We start from the raw sequence: 19,434 nt of genomic DNA on the forward strand, positions 1-19,434 counted from the left end.
CGGGCAGTTGGGTGATGGTAGACTCTGACATGTGGCATATCCTTTTCTCGGCTGAGAATTGACGGCGTCTGAACTCCGCCATGATATGCCGCCCCTCAGGGCATCACCAACTTTCGCGCGTTTCTCGGTTTAAAGCGCCCGCCGCGCCTTCCAGCAACTGATGACGCCACTGCATGATCTGGCTTGAATGGACGTCAAAGTCATGCGCCAGCTCGACAAAAGTTTGTTCACCTTTGATCGCGGCTACAGCTACTTTTGCCTTTAAAGCCGGGCTGTGATCCCGGCGCGTTCGTCTTGTCATGGTCATCTCCTCGCCTGCAGCATCATGCAGCTATTGCGCGGAAAATCCACTTATCCCGGCTGTTCAGTTTTCCCGAACCATCTCTCATCGTCATTCGCGTCAATTGCGCACCAGATCCAACGCCTCTTGCCACGGATCGGGATCACACCGAGGCTCCGCCCGTTCAAAGCAAAAACCGGCCGCTGGCCGGTTTTCAAGACGCCCGAAATTTTCTGCCCAGGACCAGTGAAATCCGATCGCGTGTTTCAATTTTCGTGCGAACACCCTGCGCTGCGGCGTTTAGGAAAACGCGCCTTTGAAGCGGCGGAATGTGCCAAGAGCGGCCAATCCTCCGATCAGTAAAGCGCCACCGGCCGGCAGTGGGACTGCAGTAGGAATGGAGGTGTTGAAGGTTTCGCCGGTCAGCGTAAGCGAACCGCCGTCGATCAGCAGGTTACGCGCGCGGTTGTTAAAGCTGATATCCTGCACAATGTAGTCAAACAGGACAGTCGCTGTGTTCTCGACGGTGTATACAACGGTGTAATCCTGTTGTTCGTCGGACAAGGTCGAAATGCCGCCCTGACCATCAACGCCTGCTTGATTGACTGCGCTGACCAACAACCCGTCTTCGGTGTTGCTGTGGGTCAGCACTGTGCTGTCGGTGAAGGTTGCGACGCCCTCCGTGCGCAGCAGAATCTCGTCGTAGTAGTTGGTTTCGTTTATGGTCGGCCCATAGGTACTGACGGAGTCATCAATACCGTCGATGTCATAAAAAGTCAGCGACCACGAAAAATCGGACGTGGACGTATAGGCCGTAGTGTAGGACTCATCAAGGAACAGGCTAAGGCCCAATTGGACAGCTTCGCCCCGCTTGGCGTTGATGCGAACATCGCCGCTGACCGACCCGTTGTTTGCGTCTTGGTTGCTGTCGAATGCGTTGAAGGTGGTAAGCTGACCATAGATATCATTGAGGCCATCGTTGGCGACAACACCATAATTGATCACATTGTTCGCGGCACTGTTGAAGCCGGTCGAACTGACATTTCCGAAGTCCAAAGTGAAAGATGACGCTTGGGCTTGACTGACCGCCATCAGGAGCGTCACGGCGACGACAGGTTTAACAACACTAAACATTTATGACCCTTTACTTCAAACTAACGGCAAATGCCGGACCCCCAAACCCTAACAGGGAGAGCTCAGGGGATGTCCATTCCATCACAACCATAGAGATTGCCGGATTTAGGCCTCTTCCAGAAAATTTAGAAAAGAGCTTTTCCAAGCGCAATGCCGCAAAAAACTGCGATCAGGCCAAAAACCAACGTGCTTCCAAGATAATATCCCGCATGAACGACTTCGCCGCGTTCTAGCATCTCCATCGTTTCTAGAGAAAATGACGAGAACGTGGTGAAGCCGCCCAGAAATCCTGTAATGATTAAAACGCGCACTTCTGCCGAATTCGAAAACGTGCGGGAGATGGCCTCTACTGCGAGCCCGATCAAAAACGATCCGACAATGTTCACGGCGATCGTTCCCCAAGGAAATCCATCGCCCCATAGCTTATTGGTATACAGGCCGACTAAATAGCGGCCGACTGATCCGAACGCGCCGCCGATGGCCGTTAGCAATATAAGAGAATAATATTGATTCATGAAATGATGCTCTGATTGGTTCGAACGTAGGGTTACAGGTACTGTGGGTTCAGGTCTCCTCCTCTTTTAACTGAGCGGAGCCCACTGCGAAACAGGGGAGCAGTGGTCCGATCTGTCAAATACGACGCTAAGAGGATTACCCCGGCACCGGTCATTGCGGATGATCGTCCAACGGCGGCACAAATCGATCTGGGATGCCCTCGGGGAGGGTTTCCACATAGACCGAGGTTGACGGGAACGCAAAGCTCGACCCTGCTTTCGACACAATGTCGACGATGGCATAGGCGAGTTTCTCTTTTACGATAAGCCACTCGCCCCAAACCGTTGTGATCGTAAAGCAATAGACCATTATGTTGATGGACGAACTTCCGAAACTGTCCACGCGAATGAATGTCGATGCCGCACTTGGCGATACGAAGTCGCCGGATTCAACGATATACTGCTCTATCCCGCCGCGGATTACCTGAAGTTGTTCTATACTGGTGGAATAGGGCACGCCGATGCTCCAGAATATGCGGCGTCGGCGCATCTTCGTATAGTTGATGAGTGCATTCTCGGAAAATTCAGAATTAGGCACTTCGACAGACGCATCGTCGAACTGGCGCACCCGCGTCGACCGAAATCCAATAAATTCTACGGTTCCCTCAACCACACCATCGACCTTGACCCAATGACCGTAAGAGAACCGTCTCTCTGCGAGGATTAGAAAGCCTGCAATCAGGTTTTTTACCAAATTTTGCGCGCCCAAGGCGAGTGCCGCACCAAAAATACCCATTCCCGTCAGAAGGGGCGCGATCTTTATGCCCCATTCCTCAAGAACGATCGCTCCGCCAATAAGAACGATGCCGCCTTTTAATGTGCGACGCACGACATCGGCCAATGTTGGGTTCAACGCTCTTTCCCGTAGCTTTAGGGACGCAACGAGTGGTGTCATCAATTCGAAAAATGTCCAGAACAGCGCGAAGAGTACGAGGGACACCACGATGTGACTCGCCAAGCGCGCCCAAACGCCAGTTTGGTCGAAGCTTAGAATCTCAAAGGCAATAAAGCTACCGAGGGCGAGGGGAAGCACGCCCGCCGGCCCCCTCAGCGCCTGAAGGATCTGCGGATCGACGTTTCGGATCGGGCGGCTGGCCAGTTGCCCCATCACCACCATCAGCAAATAGCGTTGCGGTCGCCGAAGCAGGACGAAAACGAGGAAGACACCGGCTGCCATCGCAATGCGATCCAGCGGCAGTCCCCATGTTGTGTGGTTCAGGTAGTCTGCCAAGCGAAGCCATAGGTCCTTGGCCCAGGGAAAAATATTCTGAAACGTCTTAAAAAACTCTGTCGGCTTCACAAGAATTACTCCTGTCTATCGGCGTAGGATCAGCGGCCGATTGGTCGGGACGTCAAAATGGACTGTCCTGAACGAGAGGTCTGGCCCTTGGGCGCTTCATGCTGAGATGCCAAGGAATGTGATCCAAGCCAGCGCCAATGCCATGCAGGCGATGGACACGGGAATGCCGGCGCGACAGAATTCACCGAGGGTGATGGTGACGCCCTTGGCCGCAGCTTGTTCGACGACGATGATACCGGCAAGGCTTCCGAACACGATCATATTGCTGGAAAATCCGGTCCCCAATGCCAATGCCGCAATCAGCCCGTCGACATTGCCTGAATGCGGCAAGAACGATGCAAGCAGCATAACGGCGGGATTGTTCCCGACCACATTGCTCAAGGCAGAAACGGCGAGGAACAGCATCGACGGATTGGTGAAATCCAACCCCGCAGACTTTAAGTCGTGCACCAGTTTTTCGGGCAAACCCGTTTGAGCCAAGGCTGCATTCACCACGAATAACCCAGCAAGAAGGATCAGCAGGTTCCCATCCACCGTGCTCATGACCTGTTTGGAAGAAATGCGCCGATTGACCAGCATCACTGCGGCGGCTGACAACGCGATGAGTTCGCGCGGCCAGGTTGAGAACACGAAAGCTGCAATTACGACCGCCGTGACGATCGCGGCTTTCAGGGTTTCAACCCGGTCGAATGCGGCAATCGCGGGCGCCGTCTGCACTAGGGGTGTTCCCGGGGTTTGCGCCATGTGCCATTTGCCCCGGTAGAGAAATGTCACCACCGACCAAACGATGGGGAGTGACAGCACGGCAGGCACCAATGCTACTTTCAAGAAATCGGAAAAAGACGCCCCCAGCGCTTGGGCCGCGATCATGTTTTGCGGGCTGCCGATTAAAGTTGCCGCAGAGCCGGTATTGGCGGCGAAGCAAAAGCCAAGCAAAAATGGCGTGGGGTTTAACCCGCGCGACAGGGTGATCGCGACCAGAAGCGGCGTCATGGCGACCATCACCACATCATTGGTCAAAAGCGCCGACAGGGTGCCTCCGGTCACGATCAGAAGGGCAAGAAGGACGGGTGGCGAGACATCCAACGATGCGACCTTATCCGCCGTCCATGCATAGAACCCAGAGACGACGAATGCCCCTGAAACCACCATCAGTCCGAACAGGAGGCCGATGGTCTGATAGTCGATGGCCGACCAAGCGGCTTTGTCGGTGATGCTGCCGACGGCGATCATCGCGATGGCGCCAACCAACGTTGCCCCGGTTCGATCCACCTTGAAACCTGGGACGTGTCCAAGCGCGAGTGCAACATACACCAGCAAGAATATTAGAACGGTCATGTCCATGTTAGAACCTTCAAGGGGTTAGATAGTGCACGCCCATGAACTTTATCGCCACGGCCATGTACCCGACTGGAATTTCAAAGCCATCCGGGCGTAACAGGTGGCCCGGTTGGCACACTGCCGCCAATGGTTGCGGCAGTGCCTCAAAGGTCGACGTATCTTAGGTCTTCGGCTTATCGCTTGTGTTCCACAGGTTGAACGCTTGCTCACCGAAGAGCGACTGGTCCAGCCCAGATTCCTGCACCTCTTCCGACACACGCAGGCTCCCTGTCAAGTCGATCAGCTTCAGGATGACATAGGTAATAACCCACGAGTAACTGGCAACGATGACCACGGCCAATGCTTGCACGCCAAGTTGATGCGTGCTTGCGGACACACCATTGATCGCCGAACTGGCCAAAACACCAATGAGCAGCGCGCCTGTCAGTCCGCCAACACCATGGGCGCGCCAGACCTCAAGCGTGTCGTCGATTTTGAGCCAACGCTGGACATATTTGGCATAGTAACAAACCGTTGCGCCCGTAGCCCCGATGCCAAGTGCGGCGATCGGTTCAACATATCCCGAAGCGGGTGTGATCGTCGCCAGGCCGGCCACTGCGCCGACAAGGACGCCCGAGAACGACGGACGTCCGGTTTCCCGCCATTCCCAGAACATCCAGACCAGCATTGCAATCGCGCCCGAAAGCATCGTGTTCGTGAAGGCATACGCGGCCAGTGCATCGGCGGCATAGGCGCCGCCGGCGTTGAAGCCAAACCAGCCGAACCACAGCAAGCCTGCACCAAGCGCGACCAGTGGCAGGCTTGACGGTTCCGAGCCTGATTGTCCGGGTTCGGTCCGACGCTTGCCCAGATACCGTGCGGTCGCCAAAGCAGAGAAACCAGCCGAGGTATGAATGACGATACCACCGGCGAAATCGACGGCCCCCATCTGCGCAAGGAATCCACCGCCCCAAATCCAGTGAGCCGCAGGAAGATAGATAATGATCGTCCAAAGCGCAACAAAGAACAGATATCCACCGAACTTGATCCGCCCGACGAACGCACCCGTCATCAACGCTGGGGTGATGATGGCGAACATCATCTGATAGGCAAAGACCAAGATGAAGGGAACCGATGGTCCAAGGTCCGGATTTGGTTCGATGCCAATATGATACATGCCGAAATAGGGCCGGATATCGCCAATCAGCCCGCCGAACATGGTGGGGCCAAACGCGAGGCTGAACCCGCCGAAGACCCAAATCAATCCGACCACGCCGATGCAGACGAAATTCTGGATCATGATCGACACGACGTCGCGCTGCTTGACAAGCCCGCCGTAAAACAGCGCCAGCGCCGGCGTCATCATGCAGACAAGTGCCGTGCAAATCATGACGAACGCAGTGTCACCCGCATTAATACTCTGCATTCTTTGGTTCTCCTTAATATTGCCGCGGCAATAGTGGTGTCGACTTAAGCTTTCGTCGGCGCGGTAATGTGGTCGGTGACAGATTTGTGCGGATGTGGAGCCATGAACTTTTTCGGAGCAACAAACATGTACATCGTCAGGACATAGGGGCCAGTGAAGGAAGGAAGACCTGCTGGGTCCATGATCACGTCCAGCGCGCCTTGCACAAAGACTGTCGATACGGTCGCTAAAGCTGCATAAATCGCCACCCGCATCGACGGGGCCAGAAAGATCACGCCCACAGCTAAGGCTGTCAGCACCGGGCTGAAGCCGTATAGACCCGCGCTAACAACGGCAGGATCGGCGCCCATGATGATCGAGACCACCATCGCGATGACTGAACCGGCAACCACTGCGATGCCCGCCGGAATCGAGGCGATGAAAATCCCGGCAAGGATGATCGCGCCGCTGTATTCATTGCCCAGTAGAAAGACTTGTCCGATATTGCGGAAGAATATTTGCACCAATTCGATGGGGGCGGGGATGCTGACCAAGCCCTGCAAATAGTCCGATGCAAGCTTCGGCGCCTCGCCTGTCACGTGCAGGCTTCCAAAGGAATAGGCCCCCGCGACCATCAACCAGCCGACAAGAACGAAGGGTCCGGTCGAGCCCGGAATTCCCCAGGCTTTGGTCAATGTGGCGCTGAATGCTGCGGTGACGACCGTGCTCAGCGCGGCGCCCAACACGATGTAGAACCAAAGCTGCGGCGATACAGCGATAAACGTCGGAAGGGCCGCCCCCACCAGAACGCCATTAAAGCCAAAAAGACCCGACGTGGTCGCGGTCTCGTCGCATTCCAGCAACTTCGCTGTCAACGTGGCGATCACGATGCCAATCAAGGCACCGATCGTCGTCGCCCAGATGCCCGAAAAATACGAAGCGACGGCCATCGCGACAAAAAACAGCGCACCTGTGACGGCGTTTTCCATGAAAAACACCTGACTGGTGCCGCGCAGACAGGTGACGACGAAGTTTTCGCTCTTCTCAGCCATGATTTCTCGCCTCTTCCTTTAGCTCCAAAGAAACTCTTTGGGCAAAGTGCGTCCACGTGCCTCTTCCCGCACGATCGTCCAGAACCGACGGACCTGTTTGCGTACGTCATAGGTTTCGACGCCGACCACCCTTAGCATCAGCCCGGCACTGTTCGGCAGACGGCTGACGCCCGCAAAAGCCCGGGCCTCTTCTGTTTCGAACTGGCCTTCGAACCGGCTTTGGATGCGGGCGGCGACATCCGGCGGCGTGAGGCACATAATATTTGCAAACGCGTCGAACCCCTTCATCACAGAGGCGAAATCGACCGTTGGATCGTCATTCTCAATTAGGATCTTTTCGGAAAAAATCTTTTTCCCGTCTGGCCGATGAACCGAGACCGCCATCGAGAGCAGATCGAGGCCGAAACGCTCATCGGTATGATGGTGCTTGCGTCCTGTCATCATCATCTCGCCGTAAAGGACAGTCGCATCCTCGGCGACAACCAGTTCGGTCTGATTGATGAAGCGTGACCCGCGATAGGGGATGGTGAAATCCGGCAGATACTCCAAATAGGCGCCCGCCTCGACATGCACGGTCTGGTGCTGGGACGCGTAATTCGCGTCCATTCTGTGGACCCTATTCGCGCTCTGCGAATTCACAAGCGCGCAGGCCCCTTCGCCCACCGTGATGTCAATTTTATAGCGGTCGCCCTGCAGGATGCCGCCACCGACCGAAATGATCGAGCAGATCGGCAATTCCGGCATCGCCTCATCCCAGTAGAGGGCCTGCTGCACAAGAAGCGGTGCGACCCGGTACAAATCGCACAACTCGGTTCGGCCATTGCGCATCGCAAAGCCAAGCCGAAGTTCCCCGATCTTACCGTGTGCGGCCGCACGCATTTGTGCCGGCTGATCTTGATAACTGCGCAATTCGCGCGCGTCGTCCATCTGGCCGAGATTCTCGTGCAGAGGCATGGGCTCAGTTGGCCTTTGAGGCGGAAGGAACGCGCGCCACGTCAAACAGCGCTAGGTCCATAATCAGCTCAATCAGGTCATCAACCCCTTCACCGGTCTTACAGTTAGTGAAGACGAAGGGCTTCTTGCCGCGCATCAGCTTTGAATCGCGATCCATGACCTCAAGGCTGGCCCCGACATAGGGCGCGAGGTCTTTCTTGTTGATGACCAGAATGTCAGACTGGCACACGCCGGCACCGTTCTTGCGGGGGATCTTGTCCCCGGCCGCCACATCGATGACGTAGATGAAGAAATCGGCCAGCGCAGGACTGAAGGTGAGCGTCAGGTTGTCACCGCCGGATTCGATCAGGATCACGTCGCTATCGGGATATTTCTCTTCCAGTTCTTCCACCGCGGCGATGTTCATCGATGGGTCTTCGCGAACTGCGGTATGGGGACAGGCACCGGTTTCGACACCGACGATCTTTTCCTCGATCAGGATGCCGTTCAGCGTCCGGCGAACCTGCTTGGCGTCTTCGGTGGTGACGACGTCATTGGTGATGATCAGCGGCTTGAGGCCCATCTCAATCAACCGGGGCGTGATCACTTCAATGACCGCCGTCTTGCCTGAGCCCACAGGGCCGCCGATGCCGATGCGCGTAATCTTTTTCATCAGTGTTCCTTACGTCAGTTCATAAACAGTCGGACATGTGCCGTTGTGTGATGTGCGACCAGCACGTCGAAAACCGGCGCGAAGACCGACATTTCATCAAGGCTCAAGTCTCGAACTGCTTCATAATCTTGTTCTATGCGCTCTTGTACGGTGAACAGGATACGCTGCGTTTCCAGATGGTCGATCCTCATCAGCCTCAGCGCGGCGCTTAGGATCATCGCGGCGATGGCATACTGGTGCACGACAAAAGCCTCGGCCTCGTCCGCGCCCAACTGGGCCAGCGCCACGGCCTGCCCGACAGGAAAGCACCCCGGTGTCTGGCCGGACTTGATTTGGGCCAGCCAGTCTATGAGTTGCGGGAAGTCGCCGATACGCAGGGACAGTTCTGCGAACTTCCGCCCCATCCGAGCAAGCATCTGTTGCTGCTCTTCGCCGACGCGCCGACACCACAATCCGTGATCCGCGGCAAGTATGCCGTCATGGTCGCCTGCGGCTGCAGCCCGATGCGCATGAAGGAACGCGATCCCGTCCATCCGTGCCGCTTGCCGAACCGCCATCTCTACGAATTCCTGCAAGCTTTTCCCGTCGGTGACCACTTCCATCTGGATCGCGGATTCAAGGCCGTTTGAAAAGGCAAATGACCCAACGGGCAGTGTCGAATCCGAAAACTGAAGCAACCGGGCAAGGCGCACCATGCGTCCGGGCGTCACCGGGATCTTTGTGTTATCCTGTGCCATCAGGTCGTCGCTCAATGATCGTGGTCGTGGGGTTGAGCGATGGTGTGATGGTGGTGCGGCGTGGCGTCGGCGCCCGCAAACAGAATCCGCGCCTCTTTCGCGTCAAGCTTGGCGGCGATTTCGGCGCCGGGGGCGAAATAAGTCTTTACGTGGTCGAACGCATGGGTCCGCATCACTGACGCCATGACCTTTTGGTCAACCGACAGCGGCACATAGACTGTGGTGTCCTTAATGACCGCCGGCCAGTGCTGGTTTCCCAACCCGTGACCAAGCTCAAAACAGGTGCGCAGAATTTCTGCCGCCGACAGCGTTTCCAATCCCTCAAGCTCAATAACGAGGACGTCCTTCAAGGCGATCCGCGCAACCACCATGTGCTTGGCAGCCTCGTCATAATAAAGGACATCACCGTCATGCAACTGCTCACTGCGCGGCAATGAGATCGCAAGTTCGATCCCGCCTTCGCTTGTCTTCCGCAACCGGCTCTTCGGCGCATCCCACTGCTCAAGCACAAGAAGATCCACCCGTATGTTATGTGACAGGTGATGCCAGTCGGCTTCGCTGACATTCCCTAGCTTCTTCTCGACCAGTATCATGGCTTCTCCGAAAGTCTTTCTGTTGGCGTACCAATGGCACGCCCTACGCGGCGGGTGCTGGCGGGTTGTCGCCAGACCAATCCATAAGTTTCGGGGTCAAAGAGCCGATGCATTTTGACCCCGAAAAGGTTTAGCTAAAGAAGTGAAGCTGTGCCAATGGCACGGTGGTTGCAGGCTCGATTGTCGCGTTTTTGCCATCGACCGTGACCGCGAAGGTCTCTGGGTTCACTTCAATCTCTGGCAAGGCGTCGTTGCGCACCATTGAGCCTTTGCTGATTGTGCGCGTGCCATATACCGGCATGACCTTGGATTGCAGCTGATAACGATCAGCGATCCCGTCGTCATAGGCGGCACGCGATGTGAATGTCACCCGGGTCTTGGCGAGGGTCGAGCCCATCATGCCAAACATCGGACGATAAAGAACCGGTTGCGGCGTTGGCAACGACGCGTTGGGGTCTCCCATCAGCGACCAAGAGATGAAGCCACCTTTGATGACCATCTTCGGTTTTGCGCCGAAGAAGGCGGGTTCCCACAGCACGAGATCGGCCATTTTGCCCACCTCAATCGATCCAACCACATGGCTGACGCCCTGTGCAATCGCTGGATTGATTGTGACCTTGGCGACGAACCGCAGCACGCGCTGGTTATCGTTGCCCGAGGTGTCGCCGCTATAGGGGCCCATCCGGTCTTTCATCAGATGCGCGGTCTGGATGGTCCGCATCCAATTTTCGCCAACCCGGCCCATGGCCTGACTGTCGCTCGACATGATCGAAATCGCGCCAAGGTCGTGTAGTACGTTCTCAGCCGCGATGGTCTCGACCCGCACACGACTTTCCGCAAAAGCGACGTCAGTCGGGATCTTCGGGCTCAGGTTGTGACAGATCATCGTCATGTCGAACAATTCTGCCTGAGAGTTGATCCCAAACGGCAGGGTTGGATTGGTCGAGCTTGGAATGACGTTCGAGACACCGGCCACGCGGATGATGTCCGGCGCATGGCCACCGCCAGCACCTTCAGTGTGATAGGTGTGGATCGTGCGACCCTCGAAGGCGGCAATGGTGTTCTCGACGAAACCGGCCTCGTTCAGGGTGTCAGTATGAATGCAGACCTGCACGTCATATCGGTCTGCGACCGACAAAGACGCACGGATCGCGCCTGGGGTGCTGCCCCAGTCTTCGTGAATCTTCAGTCCCATCGCGCCGGCGTGCAGCTGTTCTTCCAGCGGTGCGATGCCCGAGCAGTTGCCCTTGCCAAGCACACCCGCATTCACGGGCCAGCCATCGAATGACCGCAACATCATCTCGATGTTCCAGGTTCCGGGGGTGATCGTGGTGCCGTTCGTGCCGTCACTGGGGCCGATGCCGCCGCCGAAAAGGGTTGTGACCCCGTTGCTTAGCGCGGCTTCTGCCTGTTGCGGCGAAACGAAGTGAACGTGGGCATCGATGCCCCCGGCGGTCAGGATCAGGTGTTCGCCCGAGATGGCGTCGGTCCCGGCCCCAAGCGCGAGTCCCGGCGTGACGCCCGACATCACTGACGGGTTTCCGGCCTTGCCGATGCCGCAAATCTCACCGTTTTTAATTCCGACATCGGCCTTGATGATGCCCAGAACCGCGTCGACAATCGTCACGTTGGTGATCACAAGATCGGGCGCACCGGCCACACTCGTCAGTTCGTTGTCAAAGCCCATGCCATCGCGCAGCGTCTTGCCGCCACCATAGACAGCCTCTTCGCCGTAGACGCGCAGGTCTTTTTCGATTTCGATGAAAAGATCCGTGTCCGCAAGACGGATTTTGTCCCCGGTCGTAGGTCCGTAAAGGTCCGAATACTGCTGTCGTGAGATCTTCGCCATCTCAGTACTCCATTTTATTTAGATTTGGACGCCGGGTTTGACTGGTTTTTAAAACCATATTTGGCCACACGTCCCATCGCATCAGCGAGGCGTGGCTGATAGTCCTTATAATTTTCGTCTCCAACCCAGCCATCGACCAGACCGTTGAAGCCCAAAACACGTTGCTTGCCCTGATACGGGACCAGCGACACTTCCTTTTCATCACCGGGTTCAAACCGAAGTGCGGTCGTCGCGGGAATATTCAAGCGTTGTCCGAATGCGACTTCGCGATCAAATTCGAGTGAGGAATTGACTTCAAAAAAATGAAAGTGCGATCCGACTTGAATGGGACGATCGCCGGTATTGCGAACTTTTAGGTTCGTGACCGGATAACCTGCGTTAATCTCGATATCACCCGAGCCTAGAACAAGCCCTCCCACAGGCGTCTTCTTCTTGGTGGTAGCCATGATCTAATCCTTTTTATTGAATCACTTGATCGGATCGTGGACGGTGACCAGACGGCTGCCATCAGTGAACACCGCTTCGACCTGCACATAAGGGATCATTTCGACAACGCCTTCCATAACGTCATCTACGGTAACCGCCTTCCGCGCCAGTTCCATCACTTCTTCGACCGTTTTGCCTGCGCGCGCGCCGTCAAGGGCAGCTACCGCGATTAGGGAAACAGTTTCCGGGTGATTGAGCTTGATGCCTTGATCTTTTCGACGCTGCGAAACTTGCGCAAGCGTATAGATCATCAGTTTGTCAATCTCTCTTGGGGTGAAATGCATTGTCGACCTCGCTGTGGAGAGGGGGATGATTACAATCACCTATACCGCGACAATCGGGCAGGCAATCCCCTTCTGTAAATCGGTTTTTCAAATTATAAATATGAAATCATAGGCTTGCAGCGTCTACTGAAACAGAACTCACATCGTTTATACGGATGTGTTGAGGATAAACATCTAAGGCAGGTCACAGTCAAGAGGCTTTGCTGCGCATCAAGGGCCTTCAGGTCCAGAGCGGCAGGCCCGATACCTGACTTGGGCCCATATCCACCACGGGATGCGCCGTTAGGCCGCCGTCAGAACGACAACTCCCTGACCGGAGTTGTCATGTGTGGATGGCTCCTTTTCTGCAAGGCATTTATTGGGTGATTTTTGATCGAAGTGGTTTGCGGTCGTGTGTTCGGCCTATTGGCGCGGTACATATGGCCGCTGGCCCTGATGAAGTCCGCGTACCGGGTCCCTATCACATTTTCGAGCTTTGATGCTCTGACAACTCCTCGGGGTGTCCTGGTTGCGCTCCCTATTGATCATCATCACTTGTCTTTTGCCCTCATAGCTCGGAACAGCAGTAGTCAGTTGCTGCAATTTCTATTTCCTCACGTCGTAGGCGTGCTGCGATATACGTCCTCACGGGTTAGGATAGCCCAAGCGATGCGCGCAGTCTTGTTGGCCATAGCCACGGTGACGTCACGTGCAGGTTTGCGCTCTAACAACGATCGTATCCATACGCCTGTAGCCGTTTCATTGGCCCCTTTTCTTCGGATGACCGAAGTTGCGCCCACGACGAGCAACCGGCGCAGGTAGCCATCGCCCATCTTCGAGATGCGTCCCAGCCTGTCCTTGCCGCCCGACGAATTCTGTCGCGGCACCAGTCCTAGGAAGGCAGCAAACTGCCGACCAGACTTGAAGATTGACGGATCAGGAATACTGGCTGACAGGGCCGTTGCCGTAACGATCCCAACGCCGGGGATTGTCTCAAGCCGCTGGCTTGTGGCATCCTCGCGGTGCCAGGCCGTGAGGCGTCGCTCAAGGGCACGAATTTCGTTCGTCAAAGCCTCAAGCTGTCCCGCCAGTCCTAATAGCGCCAACCGGGCGATGTCGGGTAGGTCGAATCTGTCTTCTGATTGAATTTGTGCGATTAGCGCCAAGATATTGCGCGGCCCTTGGGCGGTGATAATTCCAAATTCCGCCAGATGGCCGCGGATCGCATTCAACATCATGGTGCGTTGCCGCATTAACAAATCCCGGGTTCGGTACAGCACCAATACACCCTGTCGCTCAGCGCTCTTGAGCGGCACGAAACGCATGTTGGGCGACTGACAGCCTCGCAAATCGCTTCTGCATCCGCTGCATCATTCTTCTAACGTTTGACATATGGTTTGACATAAGCTGGCGGGATTAGCCGCACATCGTGGCCTAGAGTTGCGATCTCGCGTGCCCAATAATGCGAAGTCGCACATGCTTCCATGCCAATCAAACAGGGCGGTAGAGACCCAATAAAATCGAGCAAAGCTCCGCGCCTCAGTTTCTTCTTTAAAACAGTTGTACCGTCAGGACCAACGCCATGAAGTTGAAATACGGACTTGGTGAGATCGATTCCGATTGTTGCAATATCCATTGTGAGAGGTGGTTCTCTGATTGCGGCCTTGTCAAGGGGTGGTCTTGAATGTCCGTCCGGGGTCATGGTTCTCTGCGATAGGGACCCGGCACGCGGACTTCATCAGGGCCAGCGGTCATATGTACCGCGCCAATAGGCCGAACACATGACCGCAAACCACTTCGATCAAAAATCACCCAATAAAGCCCTTGCAGAAAAGGAGCCATCCACACATGACAACACCCAATTTACGCCACGTCCCGGGGTACTATCCCTTTTGCTGAGACCGCGCGGTGATAATGGTACTTTACGTCTTAAATTTTGACGTCTTTTCTGGTTTACCTTCTGCACCAATGAGCGATCGACCTATACAGCAGAGCTTTGGGCGAGGAAGGAACGGATTTGGCGGTACAGCTGATACGATGGTTTTTGAAATCGGTCGGAGTAATAGTCGGTTGTTTGGTGGTTTCGGTTTCCGCCGCTTTACTCATCTTGGATGATGACGACTACCGGAGGATTTCGGTTTACGTCGTTGAGCGGCTGACCGGCCGGACCGTTGAAATATCTGGGCCATTTTCGCTAGACGTTTCCATGCAGCCTACGCTCACCGTATCGGATCTGCGTGTAGGGAATCCGGCATGGGCTACCCACCCTTACCTTGCCCAGTTTGGTCATCTCGAGATCCAACTATCACTTCGACCGCTTCTTTCAGGCACGCTTTCGGTTCCACGGTTGGTTGTATCAGATACACAAGTCTACCTTGAAACCAACGCAAACGGGGACCACAGTTGGACAAGCGGAACTCATAAAAACGCGCATTCGACCAATGGTGTTTCGGTACCTGCCCTTGGCAACGTAAAATTGCAGAATGTCACTGCGCAGTATATTAACGCTGGTACAAAGCAGGAGACATCTTTCCAAGTCACGTCGCTGTCTGTTGATGAGATCGAAACCCTCAATCATCTCAAAGCTCATGGTTCTTGGGGCGATCGCCAATTCGACGTATCTGGAAAATTCGGCATTTTGTCCGAAGCTTTAAAGCCAACCAAACCCTTCCCCTTGGAACTGACTATGTCGCTGCCCGACATGAACATCACGGTCGATGGCACGATTGTCGAGCCTACTGAAGGCAACGGCCTCAACCTTAGTGTAACTGCCGTATCCCAAGACGTTTCCAAATTCATGACGGAGTTGGGGGTGAATTCTGGGTTTGCCGGCGAATTCCATGGCAGTGCCGCTGTTGCGGGAAACATCTCTGCACCTCGTTTGACAAAAATCAACATCACGCTTGCGGATAACAAAAGCCAAGCCGCCGCAGCGACTGAGATCACCATCACCGGCGGCATCGCAAACCTGAACACCCGCGAAGGAGCGCTTGCAACTGGCGTTGATCTGGAAGCGCGGTTCGCCGGACCATCCACGTCCATTTCAGGTCTGCTGAATGCACAGCTGCCGGACCTTGGGCCGGTTGACGCTTCTTTTGCCCTATCCGGGAATTCAGATACGCTCAAAATCTCGAACGTGGAGATGACAGCCGGAGATCGGGCGGGACTGGAAATCGGTGCGACCGGCGGCGTGACGTCTGTACACCTGAGACCGAAACTGAGCATGTCGGGTTTAGACCTAAAGATCCAAGCTAATGCTCCGACCGTCACTGCGGCGACCAAACCGATAGGCTTTACGACCCGTGAACTTGGACCGGTCGCGTTCACTGCACAGTTGAGCGGTGGCCTTTCGCAGCTCGATTTGAACCAAATTGACCTGCGGATCGGCACAGGAGATCATCCTATGCAAGTCATCGGCGAAATCAAAAAAGTCGTATTTCGAGAGGGTATTGTGGCCAGTATTGCCCTGAAAGCCGAGTTGACGCCTTGGCTGGAAGGCCTCACCGGCAGGACGGTTCCCGACCTCGGAACAATAGATGTGTCGGGAAATCTGACCAAGAACGTCAGCGAGCTACAACTTAGTCAGGTCAATATTGTTGCGGATGATACAGACGTTCTTTCACTCAAAGCCACCAGTGCGACTACAAAAAATTCAGACCTTGGTTGGGGAGCGCTCGATATAGACATTTTAGCCAAGGACCTTGGCGTTTTCGGCACGCTCCTAGACCTTCCTGTTCCAGCACTCGGCCCCGCGTCCTTTCACGGCCGCCTCAGCGGGAAGCTCGAGGCTCCCCATCTGGTTGGATCGGCGCAACTCGGTCAGTCTGTTTTCACGGAAGACCTCGTCCTAACCGTCGCGGGTGCGCGTCCACGTCTTTCTGGAAAGATTTCGACCCCGGTTCTTTATCTCGCAGACATCGGTCTGCGCCCTGATGGGCCCTGGCAAACCGGGGAATCTGACAAAGATCAAAGCGCGCCAGTATCCTTGCCGTTCGATGCCCTGCGGACAATTGATCTCTCGCTTCTCGTGGATGTTGACCAGATAGAGGGCGTCGACATGTCAATCGATCGAGGCATCCTTGACCTCGCTCTTGATGACGGTGTGCTTCAGGTAAACCCACTTCGCTTCGACACCGTGGGAGGATCGTTTAATATCAATGCAAACGTCAACGCCCGTATGTCCCCTGCCACGATAGTCCTTGATGCTGTTGGCGAAAACATCGTCCTGAAAGAGGTTTTCTCGCAGATCCATAAGAACATTCCGATTGATGGCGACCTCGACATGCAGCTGAACCTGACAAGTCGAGGCGATACGTTTACAGATATTATTGCCAGTTTAGACGGTTCTGCCGACGTCGGAATTTCACGCGGCCATATCTACAACCGGCACTTTGATTTGCTCGGCGCAAGTTTGATCCATTGGTTGATGCTTGGAAAAGAAGCGCGGGCAGTCCCCGATATACGTTGTTTCGTCGGCCAATTTGCCGTGGATGCTGGAGATGCCCGTATAAAAGCGCTACTTTTGGAAACCTCGGCAACGATTTCGCGTGCGTCGGGGAACTTCAATCTGGCAAGGGAGACGCTCGACATCTTCGTGCAACCGCATTCTCTAACATCGCGATTGCTGATCTCAACGCCTTACCGGGTCGAGGGACCTTGGCGCGCGCCGCATGTCGATTACAGCCGGTTACGTCTTGCAGCACGGGCTGTCGAGGAACTGGCCCTTGCGCCAATTTTTACGCTTGATGAATTGGCGCCACGTCTGAGAAGTCACGGGAGAGCCCCCACCAATGCTTGTCTTGAATGGGCGCCGACCCCATCAGAATTGAACCGGACAACCACTTCAAGTTTCGACCCCGTTGCCAGCAGTTTTCCGATCGATCCCATCACAGCCACTCGGTATGTCGCCCTCACCGACACACACGTTCGCAGCGGTCCGGGCACGAATTTTGGCTCCGTAAGAACGTTGGCCGCTGGAGAGATGATCGAAGTCACAGGAAAATTGGGGGATATGAACTGGTATCGCGTGGACTTATCCCACAACAGGCAAGGCTACATTTGGGGGAAGCTTATTCACCCGGATGACTAAGCGCGATCCGCTCAAGTTCGACAGAAAAGCGAGTAAGAAATCGATACTGTTATGGCCTGGTGGGCCAAAATGTAACTACACGAGCGTGATCAGGTAGGTTTGGCAGATTCAGGGGGACCGAGTAGCTCCAGATGTTGAGGGCTTGGGGGGTGTTCCTTAGAGCTTGCGTTTCGCGATCTTGGCGTCATGGCGATGAATGCCGGCGAGCAGGTCGGGCGCGGTTTGGGGCCTCGCAGAATAGCCGGTGGGCTTCAAGCGCATGCGCCTGATCTGGTAGAGCACGAGGGCGAGGACGCAGATCAGTGCGTGGACACGAATGTGATCGGGCAACCGGTGATGGACGGGCGCGATCTCGATTTCGGGCTTCAACACCCGGAAGGCCGTGATGGTGTGGATACCCCCCCACTGTCCGACATCGCACAGGAAAGACGAAGGGATGCCAAAGCCGGAAAACCGGTCTCGCCATGGCCGTCCACCTGATGATGTCAGTCCAAGCCAAATGGCGAAAAATCGACGGCGCAAACCGTCTGCCGGAAATCGTTCAGAGGATTGAATTCAGAGACGGCATCAAGCAACTTCAAACCGCCGCCTGACCGCGCCGTCACCAACTTTCGGGCATTTCTCAGTTACCATCAGAACCATGAAAGTGGGGTCACGAAACCGGTACCCTATTCTCGCAGACCTTGTTGCACGGATGACGTCATTGACCTAGGCAGGTGCTGATTTCTGAGTGCGAGTGCCGGAATGCCTTATAAGTTTAACAACCCTATCCGGGGCAAGTTTTCGAAAGCCAGATACCGCGTCACCAACTGGGCCGAGTACAACGAAAGCCTGCGACGTCGAGGTGATGTGACGCTCTGGTTTGATCTGGATCTGTTGTCTCGATGGCGCGCAACCAGCATTGGAAAACGCGGCGGAAAGTTGGTGTATTCCGACCTCGCGATCGAGATTTGCCTGACGCTGCGGAGTGTTTTCGGTCAGGCGCTGCGGCAAACGCAGGGCCTTGTGCGCTCGCTTTTAAACCTGGCCGGGATTGTGCTGCCGGTGCCGGATTTCTCAACGTTAAGCCGGCGTGGAGCAACCCTCCGGATTTGCCCGACAGCACGCGCAACCACGGGTCCAATCACTTTGATTGTGGACAGCACCGGCTTGCGGGTTCACGGCGGTCGCGACTGGATGGAAGAAAAGCATGGCCTCCCCAAGCATAGGAAAACATGGCGCAAGCTGCACATCGGACTGGATCCGGACAGCGGCGAAATTGTTGCCTCAAGCCTGACGACAGAACGCGTTGGCGATCCGACCGCTCTGCCGGCCTTGCTTCAACAGATCAGGCAACCCGTCGACAAGTTCATCGCCGACGGCGCATACGATGGCCAACCGACAGTCACCACGACCCAGATGGCATTCGGGGCCGACGTCGAGGTGATAATCCCGCCGCCCAAGACTGCAATTCCTGGTGATTGCGATCTGCGGAACCGTCATCTCGAGACGATCAGAATTGAGGGTCGAATGGCCTGGCAGACGGCAACGGGTTACAATCTCAGATCAAATGTTGAAGCCCAGATCGGTCGATACAAGCAGGTCATCGGCCCGCAACTTCGTAGTAGGACATTGGAGGCCCAACGCGTCGAAACCCAAAGTAACCGCTCGATTTCTACCGCGGCCCATTTTCCTTGACGCGGGCGATGATGTCGGGATTGGCTACGAAGTCCTCGAGAAAGCCGCGCCATGCATCGGGTGAGCGACGTGCGTCGTGGAGCATGTCT

The 19,434-nt window shown here is 55.5% G+C and carries 16 protein-coding genes and 3 pseudogenes; 3 read left to right on the top strand and 16 right to left on the bottom strand.

Annotated features, from left to right (window positions below):
* Positions 1-115: 115 nt before the first annotated feature.
* The 15 genes and pseudogenes from BV911_RS16655 to BV911_RS16725 form a co-directional block, all read right to left on the bottom strand.
* A pseudogene (locus tag BV911_RS16655) lies at positions 116-301 on the bottom strand (transposase); the annotation flags it as partial.
* Between the two features lie 279 nt (positions 302-580).
* Positions 581-1,414 carry a VPLPA-CTERM sorting domain-containing protein gene (locus BV911_RS16660; RefSeq protein WP_086054733.1) on the bottom strand — a complete coding sequence of 278 codons (834 nt, stop codon included), beginning with the start codon at positions 1,412-1,414 and terminating at the stop codon, positions 581-583.
* A gap of 125 nt (positions 1,415-1,539) precedes the next feature.
* On the bottom strand, positions 1,540-1,929 hold the full coding sequence (gene crcB, locus BV911_RS16665; RefSeq protein ID WP_086054734.1) for a fluoride efflux transporter CrcB: 390 nt from the start codon (positions 1,927-1,929) through the stop codon (positions 1,540-1,542).
* 151 nt (positions 1,930-2,080) lie between these two features.
* On the bottom strand, positions 2,081-3,268 hold the full coding sequence (locus tag BV911_RS16670) for a mechanosensitive ion channel family protein (protein ID WP_086054735.1): 1,188 nt from the start codon (positions 3,266-3,268) through the stop codon (positions 2,081-2,083).
* 96 nt (positions 3,269-3,364) lie between these two features.
* Positions 3,365-4,606 (bottom strand): SLC13 family permease, encoded by a 1,242-nt coding sequence (locus BV911_RS16675; protein ID WP_205963880.1) that lies wholly within the window; start codon positions 4,604-4,606, stop codon positions 3,365-3,367.
* Between the two features lie 163 nt (positions 4,607-4,769).
* Entirely contained in the window at positions 4,770-6,014 is a 1,245-nt protein-coding gene (locus BV911_RS16680) for an ammonium transporter (protein WP_086054737.1), read from the bottom strand.
* A 44-nt stretch (positions 6,015-6,058) separates the two neighbouring features.
* Positions 6,059-7,045: an urea transporter gene (gene yut, locus BV911_RS16685; protein WP_086054738.1), complete on the bottom strand. Its 987-nt coding sequence runs from the start codon at positions 7,043-7,045 to the stop codon at positions 6,059-6,061.
* A gap of 18 nt (positions 7,046-7,063) precedes the next feature.
* Positions 7,064-7,999 (bottom strand): urease accessory protein UreD, encoded by a 936-nt coding sequence (locus BV911_RS16690; RefSeq protein ID WP_086054739.1) that lies wholly within the window; start codon positions 7,997-7,999, stop codon positions 7,064-7,066.
* Positions 8,000-8,003: 4 nt separating this feature from the next.
* Positions 8,004-8,651, bottom strand: coding sequence for an urease accessory protein UreG (gene ureG / locus BV911_RS16695; protein ID WP_086054740.1), 648 nt, complete (start codon positions 8,649-8,651; stop codon positions 8,004-8,006).
* Between the two features lie 14 nt (positions 8,652-8,665).
* A complete protein-coding gene (locus tag BV911_RS16700; RefSeq protein ID WP_205963881.1) occupies positions 8,666-9,388 on the bottom strand; it encodes an urease accessory protein UreF in 723 nt (240 codons plus the stop codon).
* Positions 9,389-9,399: 11 nt separating this feature from the next.
* On the bottom strand, positions 9,400-9,981 hold the full coding sequence (locus tag BV911_RS16705; RefSeq protein WP_086054742.1) for an urease accessory protein UreE: 582 nt from the start codon (positions 9,979-9,981) through the stop codon (positions 9,400-9,402).
* Positions 9,982-10,111: 130 nt separating this feature from the next.
* Entirely contained in the window at positions 10,112-11,830 is a 1,719-nt protein-coding gene (locus BV911_RS16710; protein WP_086054743.1) for an urease subunit alpha, read from the bottom strand.
* Positions 11,831-11,844: 14 nt separating this feature from the next.
* The gene (ureB, locus tag BV911_RS20070; RefSeq protein ID WP_086054744.1) at positions 11,845-12,276 is read right to left on the bottom strand and encodes an urease subunit beta; all 432 of its coding nucleotides are present in this window, start codon (positions 12,274-12,276) and stop codon (positions 11,845-11,847) included.
* Positions 12,277-12,297: 21 nt separating this feature from the next.
* Positions 12,298-12,600, bottom strand: a complete 303-nt coding sequence (locus tag BV911_RS20075; protein WP_086054745.1) for an urease subunit gamma — start codon at positions 12,598-12,600, stop codon at positions 12,298-12,300.
* 593 nt (positions 12,601-13,193) lie between these two features.
* Positions 13,194-14,215, bottom strand: a pseudogene (locus BV911_RS16725) (IS110 family transposase).
* Positions 14,216-14,596: 381 nt separating this feature from the next.
* Between BV911_RS16725 and BV911_RS16730 the strand changes: the two are divergent.
* Positions 14,597-17,668, top strand: coding sequence for an AsmA family protein (locus tag BV911_RS16730; RefSeq protein WP_139840126.1), 3,072 nt, complete (start codon positions 14,597-14,599; stop codon positions 17,666-17,668).
* Positions 17,669-17,824: 156 nt separating this feature from the next.
* Here the strand turns inward: BV911_RS16730 and BV911_RS19625 are convergent, their stop codons facing one another.
* A complete protein-coding gene (locus tag BV911_RS19625; protein WP_168184112.1) occupies positions 17,825-18,040 on the bottom strand; it encodes a hypothetical protein in 216 nt (71 codons plus the stop codon).
* A gap of 32 nt (positions 18,041-18,072) precedes the next feature.
* Here BV911_RS19625 and BV911_RS16740 point away from each other — a divergent pair.
* Together BV911_RS16740 and BV911_RS16745 are read left to right on the top strand one after the other, a co-directional pair.
* Positions 18,073-18,261 (top strand): annotated as a pseudogene (locus BV911_RS16740) (IS256 family transposase); the annotation flags it as partial.
* Between the two features lie 151 nt (positions 18,262-18,412).
* Entirely contained in the window at positions 18,413-19,345 is a 933-nt protein-coding gene (locus tag BV911_RS16745; protein ID WP_086054748.1) for an IS5 family transposase, read from the top strand.
* The last annotated feature ends 89 nt before the right edge of the window (positions 19,346-19,434 follow it).

The organism is Pseudoruegeria sp. SK021, assembly GCF_002119405.1.
In the GTDB taxonomy this organism is placed as follows: domain Bacteria; phylum Pseudomonadota; class Alphaproteobacteria; order Rhodobacterales; family Rhodobacteraceae; genus Meridianimarinicoccus.